The sequence below is a fragment of the Allopseudospirillum japonicum genome, assembly GCF_900108915.1.
Lineage (GTDB): Bacteria > Pseudomonadota > Gammaproteobacteria > Pseudomonadales > Halomonadaceae > Pseudospirillum > Pseudospirillum japonicum.
This window is the reverse complement of sequence record NZ_FNYH01000001.1, coordinates 171,502-192,941: the sequence shown is the minus strand read 5'-3', so window position 1 is coordinate 192,941 and position 21,440 is coordinate 171,502. Positions and strand designations below refer to the sequence as shown.

Annotated in this window: 14 protein-coding genes and 1 riboswitch; of the genes, 8 read left to right on the top strand and 6 right to left on the bottom strand. The window is 44.2% G+C overall.

The window, feature by feature from the left end; genetic code table 11:
- Positions 1-76: 76 nt before the first annotated feature.
- Both BMX05_RS00785 and BMX05_RS00780 read right to left on the bottom strand, forming a co-directional pair.
- Positions 77-1,642 carry a GGDEF domain-containing protein gene (locus BMX05_RS00785; RefSeq protein WP_093307903.1) on the bottom strand — a complete coding sequence of 522 codons (1,566 nt, stop codon included), beginning with the start codon at positions 1,640-1,642 and terminating at the stop codon, positions 77-79.
- An 88-nt stretch (positions 1,643-1,730) separates the two neighbouring features.
- On the bottom strand, positions 1,731-3,008 hold the full coding sequence (locus BMX05_RS00780; protein WP_093307900.1) for an ABC transporter substrate-binding protein: 1,278 nt from the start codon (positions 3,006-3,008) through the stop codon (positions 1,731-1,733).
- A gap of 182 nt (positions 3,009-3,190) precedes the next feature.
- On the opposite strand from BMX05_RS00780, the gene BMX05_RS00775 reads away from it, so the two are divergent.
- Positions 3,191-4,558: an McrB family protein gene (locus BMX05_RS00775; protein WP_093307896.1), complete on the top strand. Its 1,368-nt coding sequence runs from the start codon at positions 3,191-3,193 to the stop codon at positions 4,556-4,558.
- Positions 4,555-5,802: an McrC family protein gene (locus BMX05_RS00770; protein ID WP_093307891.1), complete on the top strand. Its 1,248-nt coding sequence runs from the start codon at positions 4,555-4,557 to the stop codon at positions 5,800-5,802. The genes BMX05_RS00775 and BMX05_RS00770 overlap by 4 nt, the downstream gene beginning before the upstream one ends.
- A 19-nt stretch (positions 5,803-5,821) precedes the next feature.
- Here the strand turns inward: BMX05_RS00770 and thiC are convergent, their stop codons facing one another.
- Both thiC and BMX05_RS00760 read right to left on the bottom strand, forming a co-directional pair.
- Positions 5,822-7,702 (bottom strand): phosphomethylpyrimidine synthase ThiC, encoded by a 1,881-nt coding sequence (gene thiC, locus BMX05_RS00765; RefSeq protein ID WP_093307887.1) that lies wholly within the window; start codon positions 7,700-7,702, stop codon positions 5,822-5,824.
- A gap of 94 nt (positions 7,703-7,796) precedes the next feature.
- A riboswitch (TPP riboswitch) is annotated at positions 7,797-7,906 on the bottom strand.
- A 23-nt stretch (positions 7,907-7,929) separates the two neighbouring features.
- Positions 7,930-8,838, bottom strand: coding sequence for a hypothetical protein (locus BMX05_RS00760; protein WP_093307884.1), 909 nt, complete (start codon positions 8,836-8,838; stop codon positions 7,930-7,932).
- Between the two features lie 144 nt (positions 8,839-8,982).
- Here BMX05_RS00760 and BMX05_RS00755 point away from each other — a divergent pair, with 144 nt between their 5' ends.
- Positions 8,983-9,783, top strand: coding sequence for a ParA family protein (locus BMX05_RS00755; RefSeq protein ID WP_093307881.1), 801 nt, complete (start codon positions 8,983-8,985; stop codon positions 9,781-9,783).
- Positions 9,784-9,839: 56 nt separating this feature from the next.
- Here BMX05_RS00755 and BMX05_RS00750 read toward each other — a convergent pair whose 3' ends face one another.
- The gene (locus tag BMX05_RS00750) at positions 9,840-11,732 is read right to left on the bottom strand and encodes a propionyl-CoA synthetase (RefSeq protein WP_093307878.1); all 1,893 of its coding nucleotides are present in this window, start codon (positions 11,730-11,732) and stop codon (positions 9,840-9,842) included.
- 635 nt (positions 11,733-12,367) lie between these two features.
- On the opposite strand from BMX05_RS00750, the gene BMX05_RS00745 reads away from it, so the two are divergent.
- The 3 genes from BMX05_RS00745 (at position 12,368) to BMX05_RS00735 (ending at position 17,729) form a co-directional block, all read left to right on the top strand.
- Positions 12,368-12,697 carry an ArsR/SmtB family transcription factor gene (locus tag BMX05_RS00745; RefSeq protein ID WP_093307875.1) on the top strand — a complete coding sequence of 110 codons (330 nt, stop codon included), beginning with the start codon at positions 12,368-12,370 and terminating at the stop codon, positions 12,695-12,697.
- Between the two features lie 306 nt (positions 12,698-13,003).
- Entirely contained in the window at positions 13,004-16,618 is a 3,615-nt protein-coding gene (locus BMX05_RS00740; protein ID WP_093307872.1) for an indolepyruvate ferredoxin oxidoreductase family protein, read from the top strand.
- 10 nt (positions 16,619-16,628) lie between these two features.
- Positions 16,629-17,729: a Glu/Leu/Phe/Val family dehydrogenase gene (locus BMX05_RS00735; protein WP_093307870.1), complete on the top strand. Its 1,101-nt coding sequence runs from the start codon at positions 16,629-16,631 to the stop codon at positions 17,727-17,729.
- On the opposite strand, the gene BMX05_RS00730 is transcribed toward BMX05_RS00735, so the two are convergent.
- On the bottom strand, positions 17,726-17,944 hold the full coding sequence (locus tag BMX05_RS00730) for a hypothetical protein (RefSeq protein ID WP_093307868.1): 219 nt from the start codon (positions 17,942-17,944) through the stop codon (positions 17,726-17,728). The two genes, BMX05_RS00735 and BMX05_RS00730, sit on opposite strands and share 4 nt — an antisense overlap.
- 239 nt (positions 17,945-18,183) lie before the next feature.
- Here BMX05_RS00730 and BMX05_RS00725 point away from each other — a divergent pair, with 239 nt between their 5' ends.
- Both BMX05_RS00725 and BMX05_RS00720 read left to right on the top strand, forming a co-directional pair.
- Positions 18,184-19,644 (top strand): glyceraldehyde-3-phosphate dehydrogenase, encoded by a 1,461-nt coding sequence (locus BMX05_RS00725; protein WP_093307865.1) that lies wholly within the window; start codon positions 18,184-18,186, stop codon positions 19,642-19,644.
- A 441-nt stretch (positions 19,645-20,085) separates the two neighbouring features.
- Positions 20,086-21,438 carry a Na(+)-translocating NADH-quinone reductase subunit A gene (locus BMX05_RS00720; protein ID WP_093307862.1) on the top strand — a complete coding sequence of 451 codons (1,353 nt, stop codon included), beginning with the start codon at positions 20,086-20,088 and terminating at the stop codon, positions 21,436-21,438.
- Positions 21,439-21,440 lie beyond the last annotated feature (2 nt).

The window sequence follows — 21,440 nt, the reverse complement described above, 5'->3', positions numbered from 1 at the left end:
TGCTTTTGAAGCTTTCAAACTGCTTGCACCAGCCTATGCACTCTTGGATGAAAAGTAAGTTTAAAGAGGGATATTTTTAATGCGCAATACATACGCGATTACGCCCTTCTGCTTTGGCGCGATATAAAGCTTGATCGGCCCGCTCCAGCATACTTTCTTGGGTATCTTGTGACTGAAAAAGGCTAACACCAATACTTACAGTTACCCTTTGCTTTAAATCTGTAAAGCTATGACGTGCCAGTGCCTGACATAAGCCTTGCGCAAGCGTCAGCGCATGAGACGTATCGGTTGCTGGGCAAAGGATTAAAAACTCTTCACCTCCCCAGCGGCCTAAAAGGTCTGTCTCTCTCAGGTTATTTTTTAAAATGTGAGCGCTTTCTATTAATATTTTGTCACCGGCTTGATGCCCATAAGTGTCGTTAATGCTTTTAAAAAAATCAAGGTCACAAATCATTAAAGCAAAAGGTTTAGCTGTCTGATAGGAATGGCTGATTTGTTCTTGAAAAAATTCTTCTAATTTTACACGATTATAAATTTGTGTGAGTTTATCTGTGATGGATAACTGCTCTAATTCTTGATTTTTTTGTGCTAATTCTCGTGTGCGTTCTTGTACTTTGAACTCCAAATGCGCATTAGTCTGTTGAAGCTGATAATAATATTGTCGAATACTGTCGCTCATTATTTGAAAAGCCTTTGCTAAATCACCTAATTCATCATGGCGTGCCAGTATGGTGGGGTTTTTCTGGGGAAAATAACCTTGAGCTAAGGCTTCCGCTTGTCGCTTAAGCAATAATAAAGGGCGAATGATTGTGACAAGCACAATAAAGGAAATAGCTAATAAAGAAACGAGAAAAAATATGCTGGCTTCAATAATACGAGATTGGGTAATACGCTGAATTTCAGTATTTACCTGCTGTTCTGTGTAATTACTAAAGGCTAAAATTTCTTGTTCTGCACGTTCGCGAATCTTGTCTAAGGTGTGATTATCATAATAAAAAATAACTTTGCCTAAATAATCATCATCAAGCACTTTCTGGGAAATCGACTCTAGATATTGGCCACGAACGAATTTCTGCTTAATTGTGCTAATTTCCCCTTGATGATTAAGGGTAAAGCCAGCAAAAATTTTGTCTTCCCAATCAAGAATTTCGACAGCGAGAATGTCGCCTCTAGCTAATAAGAGCTGAATACTCGTTTGTATCATTAAGTGATTGACAATGCGAACTGCATTGATCGTAAAGTGATTAGAATACATTTTTAAGCATTCAAAGCTGGTTTGTGAAGTATTTTTTTGGAAGCAAGTTTGAAAGCGTTTGACGACTTCTTGTTCAATATAAGGGCTTGTCTCTTGAATTCTACTAATATTATTAAGTAAAGGCCCTTTGACAGACTGAACAAGGATGTGCAATTGCTCCGTTAACTCACGAAGACGTTCCTTTTCCCTGATTTGAATCTCTTGTGCGAGTTTTTCACGCTGTGTTTGAATCTGGATATCCCTTTGCTGATAAAGATTTTTTTTTGCTAACTCGACTTGAATAATATGGCCTACAGAAAAGATGACTAGTAAAATTACTAATACACTGACCAAAAGTCGAAATACTAAGCTGGTATAAAAATGACCCTTGCTCGTGCTCTGCTTCATCGTTTAAATATCACCTTATCCGAACCCTAGCCAAAAAATAAATAGCATACCTTGGCATAGGTATGCATTGTTGAATGCTTGTTATCCTTTACCAGGATGCATTTTCTTTGATTCTTATTAAATCTCTTTCTAAGGTGATCAGTGTATCATCAAGCCCTTGATGACCTGCAAGATAATGGTGCACAGCATGATGAAACTTCTTGGATACTTTGGGATAACTAAGCCCTGTTATTTTAGCGGGGCGGGCAACACCATAAAGTAAAGCTTTTTTATAAGCGGCCATAAAACCGCGTTCTGCTAATAATTCTGGATCTGTATAGGTGTCTATTACGGTAGGCGCAAACGAGTAAGCTAATGCATGACGTTTTTGTTGTTGACTATCGGTTAAAAAACGCACAAGTTGTGCTGCTTGTTCAATATTTTGAGAATACCGAGAGACAGCTAAGCTCATATCACCTAGGGTACCAGAATGTTTACCTTGTGGGCCACCTTTGGGGATAGGTGCTAAGCCAACTAAGCCTTTAATTGGGGAATCTTCTTGGTTTAACAAGCTCCAGTATTCCATCCAATTACGCATAAAGATGGCCTTACCAGAACGAAAATGATTACTCGTTTCTAATTCGCTATAATCAAGTACGGCAACTGGTGTTATTTCACCAATCCAAGAACGTATCAGACTTAAAGCTTGTTTAGCCTGTGGATTATTAATTGTAATGGCACCCGTTTTTTCATCAATAATGGTACCACCATGGAAAGAGTCAATCCATTCTAAAGCATTACAGGTTAAGCCTTCATAGCTTTTGCCTTGCCAGACAAAACCAGTTAATTCGGGATCTTGCTCACCTGCAAGAATGACTTTTGCTATTTGTTCGAGTTCTTGCCAAGTTTCAGGTGCAGAAAAGCCATATTTTTCTAATAAATCTTTACGGTAATAGAGTAAACCTGTATCTGTAAATAATGGCATAGCAATAAGATGTTGGTTATTGAGGGTCAGATTATTAATAATAGGTTGAAAGTGTTGTTTAATCTCTTGTTCAGGAATGTATTGGCGTAAATCGACAAGATGCTTGCCTAAAACACCTGGCCAAATAGTATCAATTAAAAGGATATCAAGCTCACTACTTTGTGTATTGAGTACTTGTCGATAAAAACCAAGTAAATTGTCTGCTAGGTGCCCTGCTTCATACAGTTTGACTTGGGTGTTATCTTGTGTTTTTTGCCATATTTTGGCACTTTCTATAAAGCCTTTGCACCCCCAAGAAGTGCAGTTTAAGTTGATTTCTGTTGCTTGGGTGATCAGTGGTTTTAAAAAGCCTAGTATGCTCAGTGCGAGAAGTAATAATATTTTTTTGTAAGAATGAGGCATGCGTTCTTCCTATATAAAAACCTGTGATAGCTAGGTTTGCTTGGCAATCCTAAGAAGATTCAGTCTGAAAATGACAGCTTATCTTTTATGGTTAAAACCTTCTAGTGTAATTTTTGTTTACAAAAAAATATAAAGCCAGCATCTTGAGTCACTACAAGACACTATAAGGAGTGTTGTTTTTTATGATCAAGCCGGTGAATCAAATTTTTTACGGGCCACCAGGGACGGGTAAAACCTATTACTGGTGCACAGAATTGCAACCCAAGTACGAAAGTCAAGTCAGCAGCGTGTTTCTAGGGGAATGGTTCGAAGATCAGTTAGCTGATACCACTTGGTGGGAAGTTATTGCTTTAGTGTTGGCCGATTTGCTCGCTAGAGGACAAGGCACCCGAGTACAAGATGTGCTGATTCACCCTTATTTTAAAGCTAAAGCACGTGTGCAAGGGCGTGCAGAAAGTCAAACTTTACAAAATACTTGCTGGGCAAGTTTACAAACGCATACGGTGTTGACTTCGCGTACAGTGAATTACGCACGAAATAAACGTCAACCACCATTAATTTTTGATAAGCAGCAAGGTGGTCACTGGATACTAACAGGCGATTGGGAAGAAGCCGGTGAGGCATTGCGTGAGCAATTACAAAGATTACAACAAGGGCCACAGCATGAAACAGCCCGCATTAAACGCCATCTTATGGTGACGTTTCACCAAGCATTTAGTTATGAAGATTTTGTGGAAGGAATACGCCCGCAAACAGCAGAAGGTGATATAAGTTATGAGGTACGCGACGGGGTATTTAAGGCCTTTTGTCAGCGTGCGCGGCAAGATCCACAGCAAAGATATGCCGTATTTATTGATGAAATTAACCGAGGCAATATCGCAGGTATTTTTGGTGATTTAATGACCTTAATTGAGGTAGATAAACGTGCTGTATGGAATCAAGATGGCCAGTTAATTCAAGGACTAGAAATGACCTTGCCTTATTCTGCAGAGCGTTTTGGAGTACCGCACAATGTGGATATTTATGCTGCCATGAATACTGCCGACCGCTCAATTCAGCTGATGGATGCCGCTTTACGACGGCGTTTTCATTTTATCGAATTTATGCCAGCGCCTGAAAAAATTCCCGGCACTCAAGGTGATGGTTATATCCCTGATGGTGAGGGTGGAAAACTAAACTTGCGCGCTTTACTTGCAGTGATTAATTTGCGGGTGCGGTATTTATTGCATCGAGATCAAACATTCGGCCACGCATTTTTGATGGATGCTCAGTCTATTGAAGATGTACGCACAGTCTTAGTACAAGATATCCTACCTATGTTAGCGGAATACTTTTATGAAGACTGGCAGCAAATCCGTCAAATACTGGCAGATACGCAGGCACCTTTACAGCACCAAATTATCACCCAAAGCCCACTAGATCATAAAACTTTGTTTGCAGAAGCAAGCGATCATTCGCCACAAGGTTTTGATTATCAGGTTAGAGCACCGCAAGATATTACTGCTGAAGCGATTAGAAAAATCTATCACCGTTTGGAAGATAATATATGAGGCGATTAACCACTTATGAGCATACTTGGTTAAGCATAGGCCCTGAAGGAGATTTAAGGCAGCAAGATGCACAGACACTAGCGCAGATGGAAGCTTATTTACCGAAAAGATGCCTTGATTGGGGACGCCACCGTGTAAAATTCCGCCAATTTTGCGGTCTTGTGCAGTTAGGACAAGTGCAAATAGAAATCTTACCTAAGATTTATCAACAGCAACAGCCTGCTCAAGAACGCCGCGATTTATTGGAAATACTGGCTATTTGTGGCGAGTTTAAAGCCTTGCCGGCATTGCAAGCAGAATTAGCAACTGGCACACAGGGTCTATTGGATATTTTTATCTGGCATTTTATATATTTGTTGGAACATGAGTTACAGCAAGGTTTGTTACGTGACTACCGGCAAACACAGGCAACTTTGGGACAAGTACGGGGCCGTATCGACTTGGTGCGTCAGCAAAGGGAAAATAGGCTGCAGCCGCAACGTTTGGCCTGTCGATTTTATGAGTTAGTAACCGACATCCCAGTGAACCGTTTGCTGCATACAAGCTTGCTATATCTGATCGACTTGGTAACAGTACCTGAGTTACGCCAGCGGCTTTGTAGATTACGCCAGCGTTTTATTGGGATCACGTGCTTGCCACCGCGAGCAAAGCTTGTGCATCCACGAGAATTGAACCGAATGCAACGCCGTTATGCAGATGTTGTGTCTTTAGCGCGCTTATTTTTACAGGGCCGTTATTTAGATATTCGTGCTGGTGAACAACCTGCATTTAGCCTGCTTTTTGATATGGAGCGCTTATTTGAACGTTACGCGAAAGAGGTAGTCAAGCCTGTGGTATCTCAATTGGGCGGGTATTTATTCACCCAAGGGCCAAGGCGTTATTTAGCAAAAGATACTATGGGAAAACATCGCGTCCACATGCGTCCAGATATTTGCATAGAGAATCAAGATCAACAGCTTTTGACGGTGATGGATGTGAAATGGAAAATCTTATCTGGCACGGATCCTTTAAGTTGTTTAGCAACGAATGATTTATATCAAATTTCAGTGTATGCACAGGTTTATGGATGCTCACAGGTATTTTTACTCTACCCACAGCAAGCTACTTTGACAACCTCTCGACAATTGCAGATAGTCACTGGGGTGACTTTGCATCTGATGTTCGTACCTTTACAGAAAGAAAAACGCACTCAGTGGCAAAATGACTTATTAACCTTACTAGACTTCCGCCAGCCAATCGACTAGCGAAAGCCTAAGCGGTGGTTTAGATTTTTTGGTAAAGCTTGCTACCTTGCGCTAAAAATTCTTGCGATTTTTCTTGCATCCCTTGTTCAGCTTGCGCTTGTATCGCGGCGACTTGGTCAGCATCAAGGTCGCGGACTTCTTGAGAAATCTTCATAGAACAAAACTTAGGACCACACATAGAGCAAAAATGTGCGACCTTAGCCGATTCTTTCGGCAAAGTTTCATCGTGGTAAGCACGTGCTGTATCAGGATCTAGGCCAATATTAAATTGATCTTCCCAACGGAACTCAAAACGTGCTTTTGACATGGCATTATCGCGTACTTGGGCTGCGGGATGACCTTTTGCCAAGTCGGCAGCATGAGCTGCAATTTTGTAAGTAATAATACCGGTTTTTACATCATCTTTATTGGGTAAGCCGAGGTGTTCTTTCGGGGTGACGTAGCACAACATAGCGCAGCCATACCAGCCAATCATGGCTGCACCTATGCCTGAGGTAATATGATCATAACCTGGAGCAATATCTGTCACTAAAGGCCCTAGAGTATAAAAAGGCGCTTCGCCACATTCTTGTAACTGCTTATCCATGTTTTCCTTAATCATATGCATGGGCACATGGCCTGGTCCTTCGATAAAACATTGTACATCATGCTGCCAAGCAATTTTTGTGAGTTCACCAAGGGTCTCTAATTCTGCAAATTGGGCTTGATCATTAGCATCATAAACCGATCCAGGACGCAGACCATCCCCTAAAGAGAAGGTCACATCATAGGCCTTCATAATGTCGCAAATTTCGGCAAAGTGTGTATAAAGGAAGCTTTCTTGGTGATGAGCAAGACACCATTTCGCCATAATAGAGCCGCCACGAGAGACAATCCCTGTCATACGCTTGGCGGTGAGAGGGACATAAGCTAAACGTACACCGGCATGAATGGTGAAATAATCGACGCCTTGTTCTGCTTGTTCGATTAAGGTGTCACGGAAAATTTCCCAAGTGAGATCTTCCGCAATGCCATTGACCTTTTCCAAGGCCTGATAAATAGGTACAGTCCCCACAGGTACTGGACTGTTACGGATAATCCATTCACGGGTTTCATGAATATTTTTTCCCGTAGACAGGTCCATGATGGTATCTGCACCCCAGCGAATGCCCCAAGTCATTTTGGCGACTTCTTCCTCAATCGAGGAACCCAGCGCTGAATTACCAATATTTCCATTAATTTTAGTAAGAAAATTGCGCCCAATAATCATGGGTTCAATTTCTGGATGGTTGATGTTAGCAGGTAAGACCGCTCGACCACGCGCAATTTCTGCACGAACAAATTCTGGGGTAATTTCTTGCGGAATTGCCGCACCAAAAGAGTGACCAGGGTGCTGTTGATTGAGTTGTACCTGTTCACGCATCTGCGCGATTTTCATATTTTCGCGGATGGCGACATATTCCATCTCAGGCGTGATAATCCCTTGGCGTGCATAGTGCATCTGGGTCACGTTTTTGCCTGCTTGAGCACGGCGCGGCTTACGTTGTAAATCAAAGCGTAGGGGTTCTAGGCTAATATCTGCCTCGCGTTGACGTCCATACTCGGAGGATAGTTGTGGCAAGATGTCCGTATCAGCACGTTCTTCAATCCAGAGATGACGCTGTGGATATAAACCTTTGCGTACATCAATAGACACTTGCGGGTCTGTATAAGGGCCTGAGGTGTCATAGACCCGCAGGGGTTCATTCTCCTCATTCCCAAAGCTGCCTGTGGTAGGGCTGAGGCTAATTTCACGCATAGGCACGCGAATATCAGCACGGCTTCCCTGAAGATAAATTTTGCGTGAGTTAGGAAAGGGTTGGCGTGCGGCTTGATCAACTTGGGCACGTTCACGAAGAAAATTTTGCGTATTTGCGTTCACGGAATCACTCCATCATCAAGAGACACAAGACTCGGGGAGCACGTGAAAACCCATCGTAGAAACAGAGGCAGGGTGCAAGGTGTGCTTGCGCAACGAAACACAAAGACTTGATTCCTACGCCGGTATGATCCGGTTCAGGTTCCACGGGTATAATCTCAGCGATCTAGCAAAAAATTGATGCAGATCACACCCCGTCAAGACAAAAGCCAGTGTAGCAAGAAACCTTGTTAGCGATAAGCGTCTTTATACAGATAAGCACGCAAGCTTGGTAAAAAAACTTCATCGGCTAATTGGTTATCTACTCTTTGTTTACGTGTACGTGCTTCTGGTGCGTTTAAACTAGGTTGATTGTGTTCGGGAAGGTGCGTCATTTGTACAAAAAGTGGTAAAGCGACATTCAGAGCACGTCGAGTCCGTCCATCAGCCAGCGCTTGTTGATAAAAGATATTAGCCCGCATGAGCGGTGCTTGTGCTTGCACTTGTGCTAAGGGGGTTGATGCAGGTAGTTGCGCAAGTGCTTTTAACTGGCGTTCGACTAAGGGATCTTCAGGATTCATTGCCATCAGTAAATTATGTGCTTGGGCCACACTCAGACGTTTGATGCTGCGCCCGCTGGAATACCAGCTAAAGCGAATTTGTTCAATAGGAGGATCAATGAGTGGGAGTTGACGCCAACTTTGTTTAAGATGCAAAGCACTTAACCCTTGCGATGCCAACGCGCCTTGTAAAGCAAAGGGCCTTTGATGTTGTTTTAAGCTGGCGGCGACTTGGCTATGTAAATTGGCTTTAATGCTGGACCAAGCTTGGGGGTAAGCTTTTTTGATGGCATCTAAAGCTTGTTTAAGCGCCAACTTGCTTTGGTTCACTTGCCTTGCAGCCTGCATCAGTGGGGCAGAAACCGCGACAATACCAACGTAAGTGCGTGTATAACGTCCATCTTGTCCTGTCAGATACCAAATATCTTGTAGAGCCTGAATTAAATAGTCTTGGGCTTGGCTGTAGGTTAAATCTTGTGCATGTAACATCCATAAAGGTGGGGATTCTTGACGGATATAAGTGCATAAATGTTGTAGATCTTCGAGAAGTTGCTGAAAACAGTGAGCCACTTGGTAACTGAGATGATAGTCCAGCGACATAGGTAATCCTTTTAGAATCTTGACGAAGTACAAATCTGTTAAGAGTTAACATAACAAAAAAAATCTTAGATTTTGTCACTGTGTACAATAAAAACCTCTGTATACTGGCCACAGAACTTTTATATGAGGGTTGGAGGATAGGTTATGACACCTAATATCCTGGTTTTTTGTCATCGCAGTGAGGGCACAGGGAAAAGTGTAAGCGCCTTAAATTTGGCCTATGAGTGGGCGCGTGCGGGCATCAATACTTTAGTCATTGATTTTGATCCGGATGCACCTCTAACACAGATTGTGTTAAGGGGGATGGCGCTAGCCCAGCAAGGTTTACCTGATTTAAGTCAACTGGATCAATTAAATGCACATCAATGGATGTTAGGCGAGCAACAAATGACCGCGGAGCATTTAGGGTTGGCTGTGTGTGAACACTTGTGGGTGTTGCCTGGAAAATTGGGTTTTATGGGAGAGGATGCCCATGTGCAAATGTATCAATTAAAACAGCGTTTGCAAGCACAAGCAGCTGAGCTTGCAAAAATTCAGCGTATTATTATTGATACGCCACCGAACTTAGATCCTTGGGTGATTAATGCGCTGCAAGCGGCACAAGTTTTGGTCATTCCTTTTATTCCTGATATGGATCAGGTGTTAGATACGAGAAGCTGGATGCATTTGGTGAAACAAATTAGCCAGCGTCACAATCCACAAGTGCAGACCTTGTTGTTGCCGACACATTGGCGCAAAAAGGATACGGAGCAAGAGCAGGTCTTGCACGAGCTGGGCGAACACTTTGGCCATGAAACCTTATTGCGCGGGATTCGTGAACATGCTTCGATACGGGAAGCTGCTGCAAAAGGGCAAAGTCTGCAAAAAGCTGCACCCCAAAGCTTAGGGGCTTTTGATTATCACTTGTTTGCAGAAGCTCTAGAGGTGTATCTGGGAGCCTCTTAAGGGATATGATGGAAGTAGGCTGAGCGCTTGCAGCAACCCAGCCTACCAAAGCTTGCTTAGCTAGCGGCGCCCACTTTATGGGTTGCCATCGCTTGTTCGATTTCTTTTAGACTTGCTGGATCATCAATAGTCGAAGGGACTTGATACTCTTTACCATCTGCAATCGAGCGTAGGATCTTACGTAAGATCTTACCAGAACGTGTCTTAGGCAAACGATCCACAACAAGGGTTTGCTTGTAACAAGCAATCGCACCGATTTCTTGACGAACCAAGGCAGCAAGCTCAGCTTCTAACGCTTCTGGAGTGCCTTGCCAACCATCTTTAGTAATAACTAATCCAACAGGTAATTGGCCTTTTAACTCGTCATTGATACCAATCACGGCGCATTCAGCCACACCCGCGTGTGAGGCAATGATCTCTTCCATTTCCCCTGTGGAGAGGCGGTGGCCGGCGACATTAATGACATCGTCAGTCCGTCCCATAATAAAGAGATAACCGTCTTTGTCTAGGTAACCGCCATCCCCAGTGAGGTAATAACCAGGATAAATCTTCATGTAAGAGTTTTGGAAGCGGTCATGATCGCCCCAGACCGTAGTGAGACAACCTGGTGGCATGGGCTGCTTAATCACCACACTGCCTTGCTCGCCGGCGGGCATGGGTTCGCCTTTGTTATCTAAAATTTGTACATTAAAGCCAGGGACAGGATAGGTTGCAGAGCCTGCTTTGGCTTCTACTGGTTCAATCCCCATAAGATTCCCTGCAATTGCCCAACCGGTTTCCGTTTGCCACCAGTGATCTACGACAGGTAATTGGGAAAGCTCCTTCAACCAGTGATAAGTTGGCGGATCGAGACGTTCACCGGCTAAATATAAAGCTTTCAAGCAAGAAATATCATATTTCTGCAGAAGCTCGCCTTCGGGATCTTCTTTCTTCACTGCACGAAAAGCTGTTGGCGCAGTAAAGAAAGCTTTGATTTGGTACTCTTCAATTAAACGCCAGAAAGCGCCTGCATCAGGCGTTTTAACCGGTTTGCCTTCGTACACAATAGTGGTGCAGCCAGCGAGTAAAGGCGCATACACAATATAAGAGTGACCAACAACCCAGCCTACGTCAGATGCTGCCATAAAGACATCGCCCGCATCCATATCGTAAATAGCTTTCATGCTGTATTTGAGGGCAACGGCATGGCCGCCATTATCTCGCACTACCCCCTTAGGCTTGCCTGTGGTACCAGAAGTGTAAAGAATGTAGAGCGGATCTGTAGCTTTCACAGGAACACAATCCACAGGATCAGCTTCAGCCACTTGATTCCAATCAAGATCACGGCCGTCAGTCATTTCACCTTGATGTTGTGGACGTTGCAAAATTACACAATGATCAGGCTTATGCTCGGCTTGATTCAAGGCTTCATCCAACATGTTTTTGTAGGGAATGACCTTGTTGATTTCAATACCACAAGAAGCAGAGATGACGGCTTTAGGGGTGGCATCATTGATACGTACGGCTAACTCATGAGGGGCGAAACCACCAAAGACGACCGAGTGTACCGCACCTAAACGCGCGCAGGCGTACATAGCAATCAAGGCTTCCGGCACCATGGGCATATAAATCACCACACGGTCACCTTTGCTGATGCCTAGTTTCGCTAAGCCGCCAGCAAAACGAGCCACTTGATCACGCATATCGCGATAGGTCAGCTTGGACTTGGTATCAGTAACAGGGGAGTCATAGATGACAGCGACTTGGTCAGCACGTCCATTTTCAACATGATAATCTAACGCGGCATAACAAGTGTTGAGTTCACCATCAAGAAACCAACGGTCTGTACCTAGTTCATCCTTGCCTAAAATTTGTGTAGGGGCTTTGAACCAAGGAATATCAGCGGCTTTTTCTTGCCAGAATAATTCAGGATGCTCAATAGAACGCGTGTATTCGGTCTGGTAGGCCATGAAGCAAGGACCTCTCTTATTTTGGTCGTTGTTGATGTAAACAACAGTGTCTGTTGTGGGATCTTGGGCACTTCAATGCGCAAAATGAGCGCACGCTACCCTTATTGTTAACAATTGCTCACCAAGCAAGCCCTTACTTTAATTCATCTGTGCACATCTGAAACTAAGACAAAAGGTGAACATGTGCCTACTAGATCAAGCATCTTTGTGTATTGATTAGGGAAATTCATTGAGAAAATATCCATCTATTTTTAGAAAAAAAAGAGATAAAAAAGGGAAGCTTGTTGACAATAAAGCTAAAAATGATAGAGCAGATGTGTACCCTTTTATGTATAAGATCTGCATTAGATCAAAAGAAAAGCGTGCAAGTTTTGTATACCGGCTAAACTCTTCTATAATGCGCGTTTGCCTCAGGCAAAGCGGTACCACCCTTAAGTTATCCTAGAGGTTTAACCCTTTTTTCAAAGGGATATTTTGCCGCATTGAGGTAACTTTATTGCGCAAACAAGTGGATGTTTATCCAACGTAATATACGAGGGGCAACACTTGCCAAGTGAGACAGATCTTGAGTAATCCAAGCCTTCTGTAACACAATAAAAATTTTTGCTAATTTAGCGATAGCAGGTATAAACTAGATGACAGTATCGACTGACTCACAGGAATGCGAACTTAACGTGACGGAATTACGAGACAACGCCAAAGAAGCGACAGTGCTTTTAAAAGCGCTTGCCAACGAAAATCGCTTAATGATTTTGTGCTATCTCGAGGGGCGTGAACTTTCTGTATCTCAGCTCAATCAGTGCTTGGATTTGAGTCAATCTGCTTTATCGCAGCATTTGGCTATTTTACGTTGTGATAATTTGGTACGTACACGGCGTGAATCGCAAACAATTTATTATTCCTTAAATGGTGATCAAGCACGTGCAGTGATTCAAACCCTACGTAGCCTGTATTGCACGCATTAATTTTTAAAGTCATATGTGATTTTTATTCAGCGCCTTCTGTAGAAGGCGTTTTTTTTGGTCTTATCACCTTATGTGACTTTTGGGTCACAAAGTAACAAAACCACCAAAAGAGGTGCTAATTTTGTTGATTTTTCTAAGTTAAGCTACTGAAAATAATATAGAAAAATAATTTGGCATTGTCTGTGCACCCTTGGTATTAAGCTTTACTTAAGCCACAAGCGAATCGGGTAAAGCGCCCACTCTAAAATTGACGTATCCGTAAGGTTTTAGGGTGTTGCCTTCTGATAAATCCAATGGAGGTGGGCCATGTCTTCTAATGTGCATATTTTTGATCCTCAGACAAATACAATAGATCAAGCTGAGCGCAGGCAAACTTCTGCTGCGGCTGATCTTTCCCTTCTTGATAAATATCGAGCACAACAAGGCCGTGTGCTGTTAAGCGGTGTACAAGCTCTAGTTCGTTTACCCTTAATGCAAGCAGCTTCAGATAAAGCCCAAGGGATAGAAACGGCAGGCTTTATCTCTGGTTATCGAGGCTCGCCTTTAGGGGCTTTAGATAAACATTTGTGGCAATGCAAAGACTTGCTGGAAGAGGCTCATATTCATTTTCAGCTAGGCTTAAATGAAGACTTAGGTGCAACAAGCGTCTGGGGAAGTCAACAAGTTAATTTATTTGAGAAAGCAAAATACGCAGGGGTATTTGGGCTTTGGTATGGTAAGGGTCCAGGGGTGGATCGTTGTGGTGATGTATTCAAGCATGCCAATGCTGCAGGGACTTCCGCTTGGGGCGGCGTGCTTGCCGTTGCTGGTGATGATCATGCTTGTAAATCTTCGTCTTTACCTCACCAAAGCGAATTTGCTTTTATGGACGCTATGATGCCTGTACTCAATCCTGCAGGCATCCAGGAAATTCTCGATTATGGCTTATATGGCTGGGCATTATCACGCTATAGCGGTTGCTGGGTTGGCTTGAAGGCGATTGCTGAACAGATGGATGCTTCTGCGAGTGTTTCCTTAGATACAAGTAGGGTAAAAATACGTTTACCCACAGATTTTGTCATGCCCGAAGGTGGATTAAATATCCGCTGGCCAGACCCTCCGATCCAACAAGAAGCGCGTTTACATCATCATAAGCTAGCGGCTGCTCAAGCGTTTGTACGTGCGAATCAGTTGGATAAAACTGTTTTAACAAATCCTGATGCTTGGTTAGGCATTGTAACAACGGGGAAATCTTGGTTAGATTTGCGCCAAGCCATGGCCGATCTACATCTGGATGAAGCCCATTTACGATCCTTAGGGGTGCGTATTTATAAGGTCGCTATGAGTTGGCCGTTAGAACCTGAAGGTATTAAAACCTTTGCTCAAGGTCTGCGCGAGCTGTGGGTCATTGAAGAAAAGCGTCCTTTATTAGAGCCGCAAATTAAAGATATTTTATACGGATTAGCGCGTCGCCCAAAAATCACTGGCAAATATGATGCGCAAGGTAACAGACAACTGGATTCCACTCTGGAATTAACACCAGTGGATATTAGCCGTGTATTGGCAAAATATTTGCAGGGCCGTCATCAAGACAAGCAAATCAAAGCGCGTCTGCAGCTGCTTGAACAGGAAACTGAACGTCTTAAGGCGCTCAATACCTTGGCTCATGTTGAGCGCACGCCACATTTTTGTTCTGGATGCCCGCATAATACGTCCACTCGAGTCCCTGAAGGCAGTCGTGCCGTGGCAGGTATTGGTTGCCACTATATGGTGAATTGGATGGACCGGCAGACCGCCACCTTCACCCATATGGGCGGTGAAGGCGTAACTTGGATAGGTCAGGCGCCTTTTACTGAAGAAACCCATATTTTCCAAAATTTAGGTGATGGTACTTATTATCATTCTGGCAGTTTAGCGATTCGTGCCGCCGTTGCTGCTCAAGTCAATATTACCTTTAAGTTACTTTATAATGATGCAGTTGCCATGACAGGTGGGCAGCCAGTTGATGGCCCTTTAGATGTACCTAGCTTGATTCGTCAAGTTATCGCAGAAGGCGTGCGACAAGTCGTTGTGGTTGCTGAAGATGTAGCCGCAATGCACGCACTGGATTTGCCAGCACAGGTGCCTGTATATGAACGCACAGAGCTGGATCAGGTGCAGCAAGATTTACGCCAGCAAACTGGTGTCAGTGTTTTGGTCTATGTGCAAACCTGTGCAGCGGAGAAACGCCGTCGGCGTAAAAATGGTCGTTTGGCAGAACCAAGTAAGCGTTTCTTCATTAATGAAGCTGTGTGTGATGCTTGCGGTGATTGCAGTGTGCAATCGAATTGTTTATCGATTATCCCCAAACCGAGTCTTTTTGGACGTAAGCGGCAAATTGATCAATCCAGTTGTAATAAAGACTACACTTGTGCGCAAGGCTTTTGCCCCAGTTTTGTCTCTGTTGAAGTGGCCGAGACTAGAGTTGGTAATAAAACCCAGCTTAAAATTCCTTTAGATTCTATACCTGATCTGCCAGCACCTCACTTGCCACTAGATCAAGAGGTATGGCGTGTATTGGTGACTGGAGTTGGAGGAACAGGCATTGTCACAGCCTCGGCTTTGTTAGGGATGGCAGCACATCTAGAACAAAAAGGGGTGACAACCCTTGATCAAACGGGGTTAGCGCAAAAATTCGGCGCTGTGATGAGCCATATTCAAATTGCTACCCATCAAGGCCAACTCAGTGCACCTCGTATCGCGCTTGCTGATGCAGATGTCTTGATTGGTGTCGATCAAGTGGTCGCAAGTAGTGATGAGGCCCTATCCCGTTTGGACGTGCATACTAGCCGTAGTGTGATTAATACCCAAGTGGTGATGACCGCAGACTTTACCCGCCAACGTGATGCAAGTTTCCCTGCAAAAAGTATGCAGGCACGGATTCAAGCAGCAAGTGCGCAATATCAAGCTTTAAACTTTACCCAATGGGCACAAAAGCTACTGGGCGAATCTACCTACGTTAATGTATTAATGTTGGGGTATGCCTACCAGTTAGGTTGCTTGCCTGTGCAGGCATCCTCTTTAGAAACAGCGATTCGTATCAATCAGGTGGATGTCGATTTAAATTTGGCAGCCTTTTACTATGGGCGTTGGTTGGCTTTTGATCCGCAAGGCCTTTCTAAGCTATGTAAGCAGTTGCCAGTCAAGCAGCCGCTAGAGGCTCCTGCGACACTGGTACTTGATCCACAAACAGCGCCGTTAGCAGATCTAGTGGATGAATACGCACGCTATTTAACTGATTATCAAGATGCCGCTTATGCACAAGCCTATGTAAAGGCTATTCAGGCAGTACAAGATCAAGAAGCTCAATGGCCTTTTGTCAGTCGTTACACAAGTACGCCGTATGCATTAACGCGGGCGCTAGCCATTTCTTATGTACATTTGTTAGCGGTTAAAGATGAGTACGAGGTGGCACGGCTTTATAGCGCGCCAGCATTTTGGCAACAGCTTGCTGCTGAGTTCCCAGATTACAAAAGGGTGCGTGTGCATCTTGCATTGCCAGGGTTGCGGCATATATCCACAAAAGGTGTGCCAACCAAGGGTAACTTTGGCGCTTGGATGTTTAAGCTTTTTCCGTTATTGGCGAAAGCTAAAACATTACGGGGTACACCTTGGGATGTGTTTGCGTATACAGAAGAAGGGCGTCAGCATCAACATTGGCGGCATTTGTTTGAGCAGGATATGCAGCGTTTGCTCCATGAAACCCAAGCTAATAACTATCAATATGCGTTGGCACTGGCAGCTTGGCCACAAGAGGTGCGGGGTTTTGGTCATGTACGTCTTCAAGCGTATCAACAAGTGAGTGAAAAACGTGCTGCTTTATGGCGTGCTTTTGAACGTCCGCAAGCAGATTGGGTACAGACTGGCCACAAGTTGGTTGAAGTCATTCAGCGTGCAAGCTAGGAGGTGGATCATGTCCGTTTTTACTCATGAAGCCATGCATGATCATCAAATGCTGGTATTTATACAAGATAAGGCTGTTGGATTAAAAGCCATTATCGCTTTGCATAATACAAGACTTGGACCGGCTTTAGGTGGATGCCGTATGTACCCTTACGCATCAGAAACAGAAGCTTTGGCCGATGTGCTACGTCTTTCCGAAGGCATGACATATAAAGCGGCTTTGGCAGGTCTGCCATTAGGTGGAGGTAAGGCAGTTATTTTAGCTGATCCACGTAAGGACAAATCGCCTCAGTTATGGCGTGCTTTTGGGGATGCAGTGCAAAATTTGCAGGGTCTTTATATCACTGCAGAAGATTCGGGCACTTGTGTACAGGATTTACATCAGGTCGCGCAAGTCTGTGATTATGTTGTGGGTATTCAGCAAAAGCCTTGCATTGGCGGTGGATGGCGTTCTGGTGATCCTTCCCCTTCTACTGCGTATGGGGTGTATGTCGGTATTCAAGCGAGTGTTGCTTTTCGTTTACAGCGGCAAGACTTACGCGGTTTACGCATTGGAATTCAAGGATTAGGGCAAGTGGGTATGGCGTTAGCACACCTACTGCATGCGCAAGGCGCGCGCCTGTATGTACAAGATATTGATGCTGATAAGCAAACAAAATGTGCACAGGTATTCGGCGCACAAGTGCTTACAGAAGAAGATTTCTGGCATGCAGACTTAGATGTTATCGCACCTTGTGCTTTGGGTGGGGTGTTAACGCAAGCACGTGCAGCTTCTATAAAAGCCAAAGTGATAGCAGGTGCAGCCAATAATCAATTGGAGGATATGCGTGTTGCTGATGCATTAAAGCGCAGAGGTATCTTGTATGCGCCTGATTATGTCATTAATGCAGGTGGCTTGATTGATGTGGCTTATGAGAGCCAAGGTCAGTATCAAGCCGCGCAGGTACAAGCACATATTGAACAAATAGGAGAGCGCTTGCACGGTATTTATCAACAAGCGCAGCACCAAGGCAGATCAACAGCCGATATAGCACAAGAAACAGCCTTGCATTGTTTATCTCATGCGCAAGCAGCAAGACATACGCAAGCAATGGCAAGTGCTTCAGCTTAACTTGGTGTAACCTTTGTTTCTGCGGCTTGTAAGCGTGCTTGTTTACGTGCCGCTTGCTGTTGGCGTTGTTTACGCTTTTTCAATGCGAACCGGGTCAAAGGTGCAGGGTCACCTTTTTCTGCTTCACGTTGACGTAAGGATTTAAAATCAGATTTGCGCCCGGTTTTTAAGTTGACACGGTCTGCTAAGGACCGTGTTTTTTTACGTCGAGTCATTTGTTTCCCCAGTATTAGAAAAAAATATTAAAAAGTATTATAAGCGACTTCTTTCTTAGCATCACTAAGAAAGCCTACGATTGCATAGACTTTGGCATGACTTAAGTCGGAAATCTGGGGATTAAATTTGCGTGTCTGCTAAGGAGCAAGCATAATACGCGAGTTTTTCATCCCCTCCCTTGAGAGTGGGCGAGTAGTTGGCTACTCACCGCCAGTAACCTATGCAAAGAGGCAAGCCTGTGAGTCAAGATAAGCTAGATACTTATTTCCAAGAGTGGCAAGCGCGTGAAGCGGCTGCTGAAGCCATGATTCCTATGATTGGCCAATTGTACCGTAAGTATAATGTGGTCACTTCTATCTATGGACGTGCACTAGTTAATCGCTCTGTGATTCGTATTCTTAAAGATCACCGCTTTGTGCGTAAGGTCGAAGAAACTGAGCTGGCCGTTGAAGACACCCATGCTCTGTTGGACGCCATGCTGAAGTTGAACTTAGGCCCAGCACACGTGGATGTAGGTAAACTTGCGGTTAAATTTAAGCAAGAAAATGCCGGCCGTGATGTAGAAGCCTTCTTGCGTGATGAGTTAGCTGAAGTAGTAGGCCAATACCAAGAATCTAGCCAAGGTGGTGAACCACAAGACGTCGTTTTATACGGCTTTGGTCGTATCGGTCGTTTGGTTGCGCGTATTTTGGTTGAAAAGGCAGGCGGTGGTAGCTTACTACGCTTGCGTGCGATTGTAGTGCGTGGTCAAGGCAGTGCCGCCGATTTAGAAAAGCGGGCTAGCTTGCTGCGTCGTGATTCTGTGCATGGTCCATTCCAAGGAACGATTTCAGTCGATGTAGAAAATAATGCCATGATGATCAATGGCAATTATGTACAAATTATCTACTCAGACGCTCCAGATCAAATTGACTATACCCAATATGGTATTGACAAAGCCGTTGTGGTGGATAATACGGGTAAATGGCGTGATGAAGCGGGCTTAGGCTTGCACTTAAAAGCGAAGGGTGTCGCGCGCGCTTTATTAACTGCACCTGGCAAAGGCGATATCAAAAATATCGTATTCGGTATTAATGATGATGAAATTAGTGCCGAAGATCAGGTTTTATCAGCAGCATCTTGCACAACGAATGCGATTGTACCTGTATTGAAGGCCATTAATGATAAATTTGGTATTCATCACGGCCACGTAGAAACGGTACACGCGTACACCAATGATCAGAACCTGATTGATAACTATCACAAGGCTGAGCGTCGTGGTCGTTCTGCACCTTTAAACATGGTATTGACAGAAACAGGTGCAGCTAAGGCTGTGGCTAAGGCGCTACCTGAATTAAAAGGCAAGCTAACAGGTAATGCGATTCGTGTACCAACGCCAAACGTTTCTATGGCGATTCTTAACTTGACGTTAGAAAAAGAAACGCAAGTTGAGGAAATGAATGAATACCTGCGTTGGACTTCGTTGTACTCACCAATGCAAAAACAAATTGATTATGTTGACTCGCCTGAAGTAGTTTCCTCTGACTTTGTGGGCAACCGTCACGCAGGAATTGTAGACGGTAAAGCCACTATCATTAGTGGTCAGCAAGCGGTGCTTTATGTATGGTATGACAACGAGTTTGGTTATAGCTGCCAAGTCGTTCGTATCCTGCAAAAAATCTCTAATGTAGACTTTAAAGTTTTCCCGCAGGATCGTTAAGCCACATAGGTTGATGTCTTAAATGCAAAGGCCCATCTAAAATAGATGGGCTTTTTTTGTGCAACTTGGTGAGGAGAGTGCTATTTTTTGGAGCTGCACTCTCGTTTCCAAAAAATACTTTTTGCGGAACCTGCGTAGTGCAAGATGGACAAAATTGTGCAATCACTAGAGGGAGTTGTGATTTGTAAGCACAGAAACGCCTCATTGTCTGAATGTTGTATAGCCATTGGCTAACATCATCTTTATAATGCATAAGATTTTTTGGGGTACAGTGCCTAATTTAAGCCTGTATATTCATTCAGCTTTAACACTTATTTTGGCTTAATGTCTGAGTTTGGTTGATTAGTTAAGACTAATTTAATCTGAGCTTCGCTTAAGGTCAAACTAAGTTTACTTTGTAACTTAAACTTTAATAATAACCTTGGTGATTGGGCGAGACGTATGATAAGCATCAAACGAGGTCTCGACCTACCCATCACAGGTGCGCCTGAGCAGAGCATTGATGATGCACCTCGGGCAAGCCATGTCGCCATTGTCGGCCCTGACTATGTAGGGATGAAACCTACAATGGAAGTGCAAGTTGGCGACAAAGTGAAATTGGGTCAGGTCATCTTTACCGATAAAAAAACCCCAGGGGTCAAATATACCGCACCTGCTTCAGGTGAGGTGGTGGCCATTAATCGGGGAGCACGCCGCGTATTACAATCTGTGGTCATTCGTGTAGATGAGCAGGAAGAAGCTATCAGCTTTACCGCTTATGAAGCACACCAGATTGTTGAACTGACAGACGCGCAAGTACGAGAAAACTTGATCGAATCTGGTTTATGGACTGCTTTACGCACACGTCCTTTCAGCCGTGTCCCAGCGCCTGATGCTAAACCACATTCTATCTTTGTCACTGCAATGGATACGCATCCGCTTGCCGCTGATCCAGCTGTGATCATTGCTGAAAATGCAGGCGATTTTGAAGCCGGCGTCCAAGTACTTAAGCACTTGACGCAAGGTAAGGTATTCGTTTGTAAAAAAGCGGGGGCTGATATTCCTTCTTGGAATTCTGGCCAGCTAGTGACAGAAGAATTTGAAGGACCGCACCCTGCAGGCCTAGCCGGCACACATATCCACTTTCTTGATCCTGTCAGCCTTGAGAAGCAAGTGTGGACGATAGGATATCAAGATGTGATCGCGGTGGGTCAGTTATTCCTGACAGGACAACTGAATACCCAACGCATTGTTGCCTTGGGTGGTCCCCTAGTGACTAAACCTCGCCTTTTGCGTACTCGCTTAGGTGCTTGCCTACAAGAGTTAACCTCAGGTGAGTTACAAGAAGGTGTCAAAGCGCGCATTATTTCCGGTTCCGTCTTTGGTGGCACACACGCACATGATGCTTTAGCTTATCTTGGTCGTTATCACCAGCAAGTGAGCGTATTGGAAGAAGGTGATAAGCGTGAATTTATTGGTTGGTTGTCGCTTGGTAAAGAGCGCCACTCTGTGATGGGAATTTATGTTTCCAGTTGGCAGGGATTACCAGAAAAATATGCGCCTAACACCTCAACAAATGGCTCCGAGCGTGCCATGGTACCGGTAGGTAATTACGAAAAAATCATGCCATTGGATATTTTGCCAACGCAATTGCTGCGTTCTTTAATTGTTGGTGATATCGAAATGGCGATGAAACTAGGTTGTCTAGAACTGGACGAAGAAGATCTTGCCCTATGTACTTATGTTTGCCCTGGCAAATATGAGTATGGCCCTATTCTTCGCGACAATCTGACGCTGATCGAGAAAGAGGGTTAATC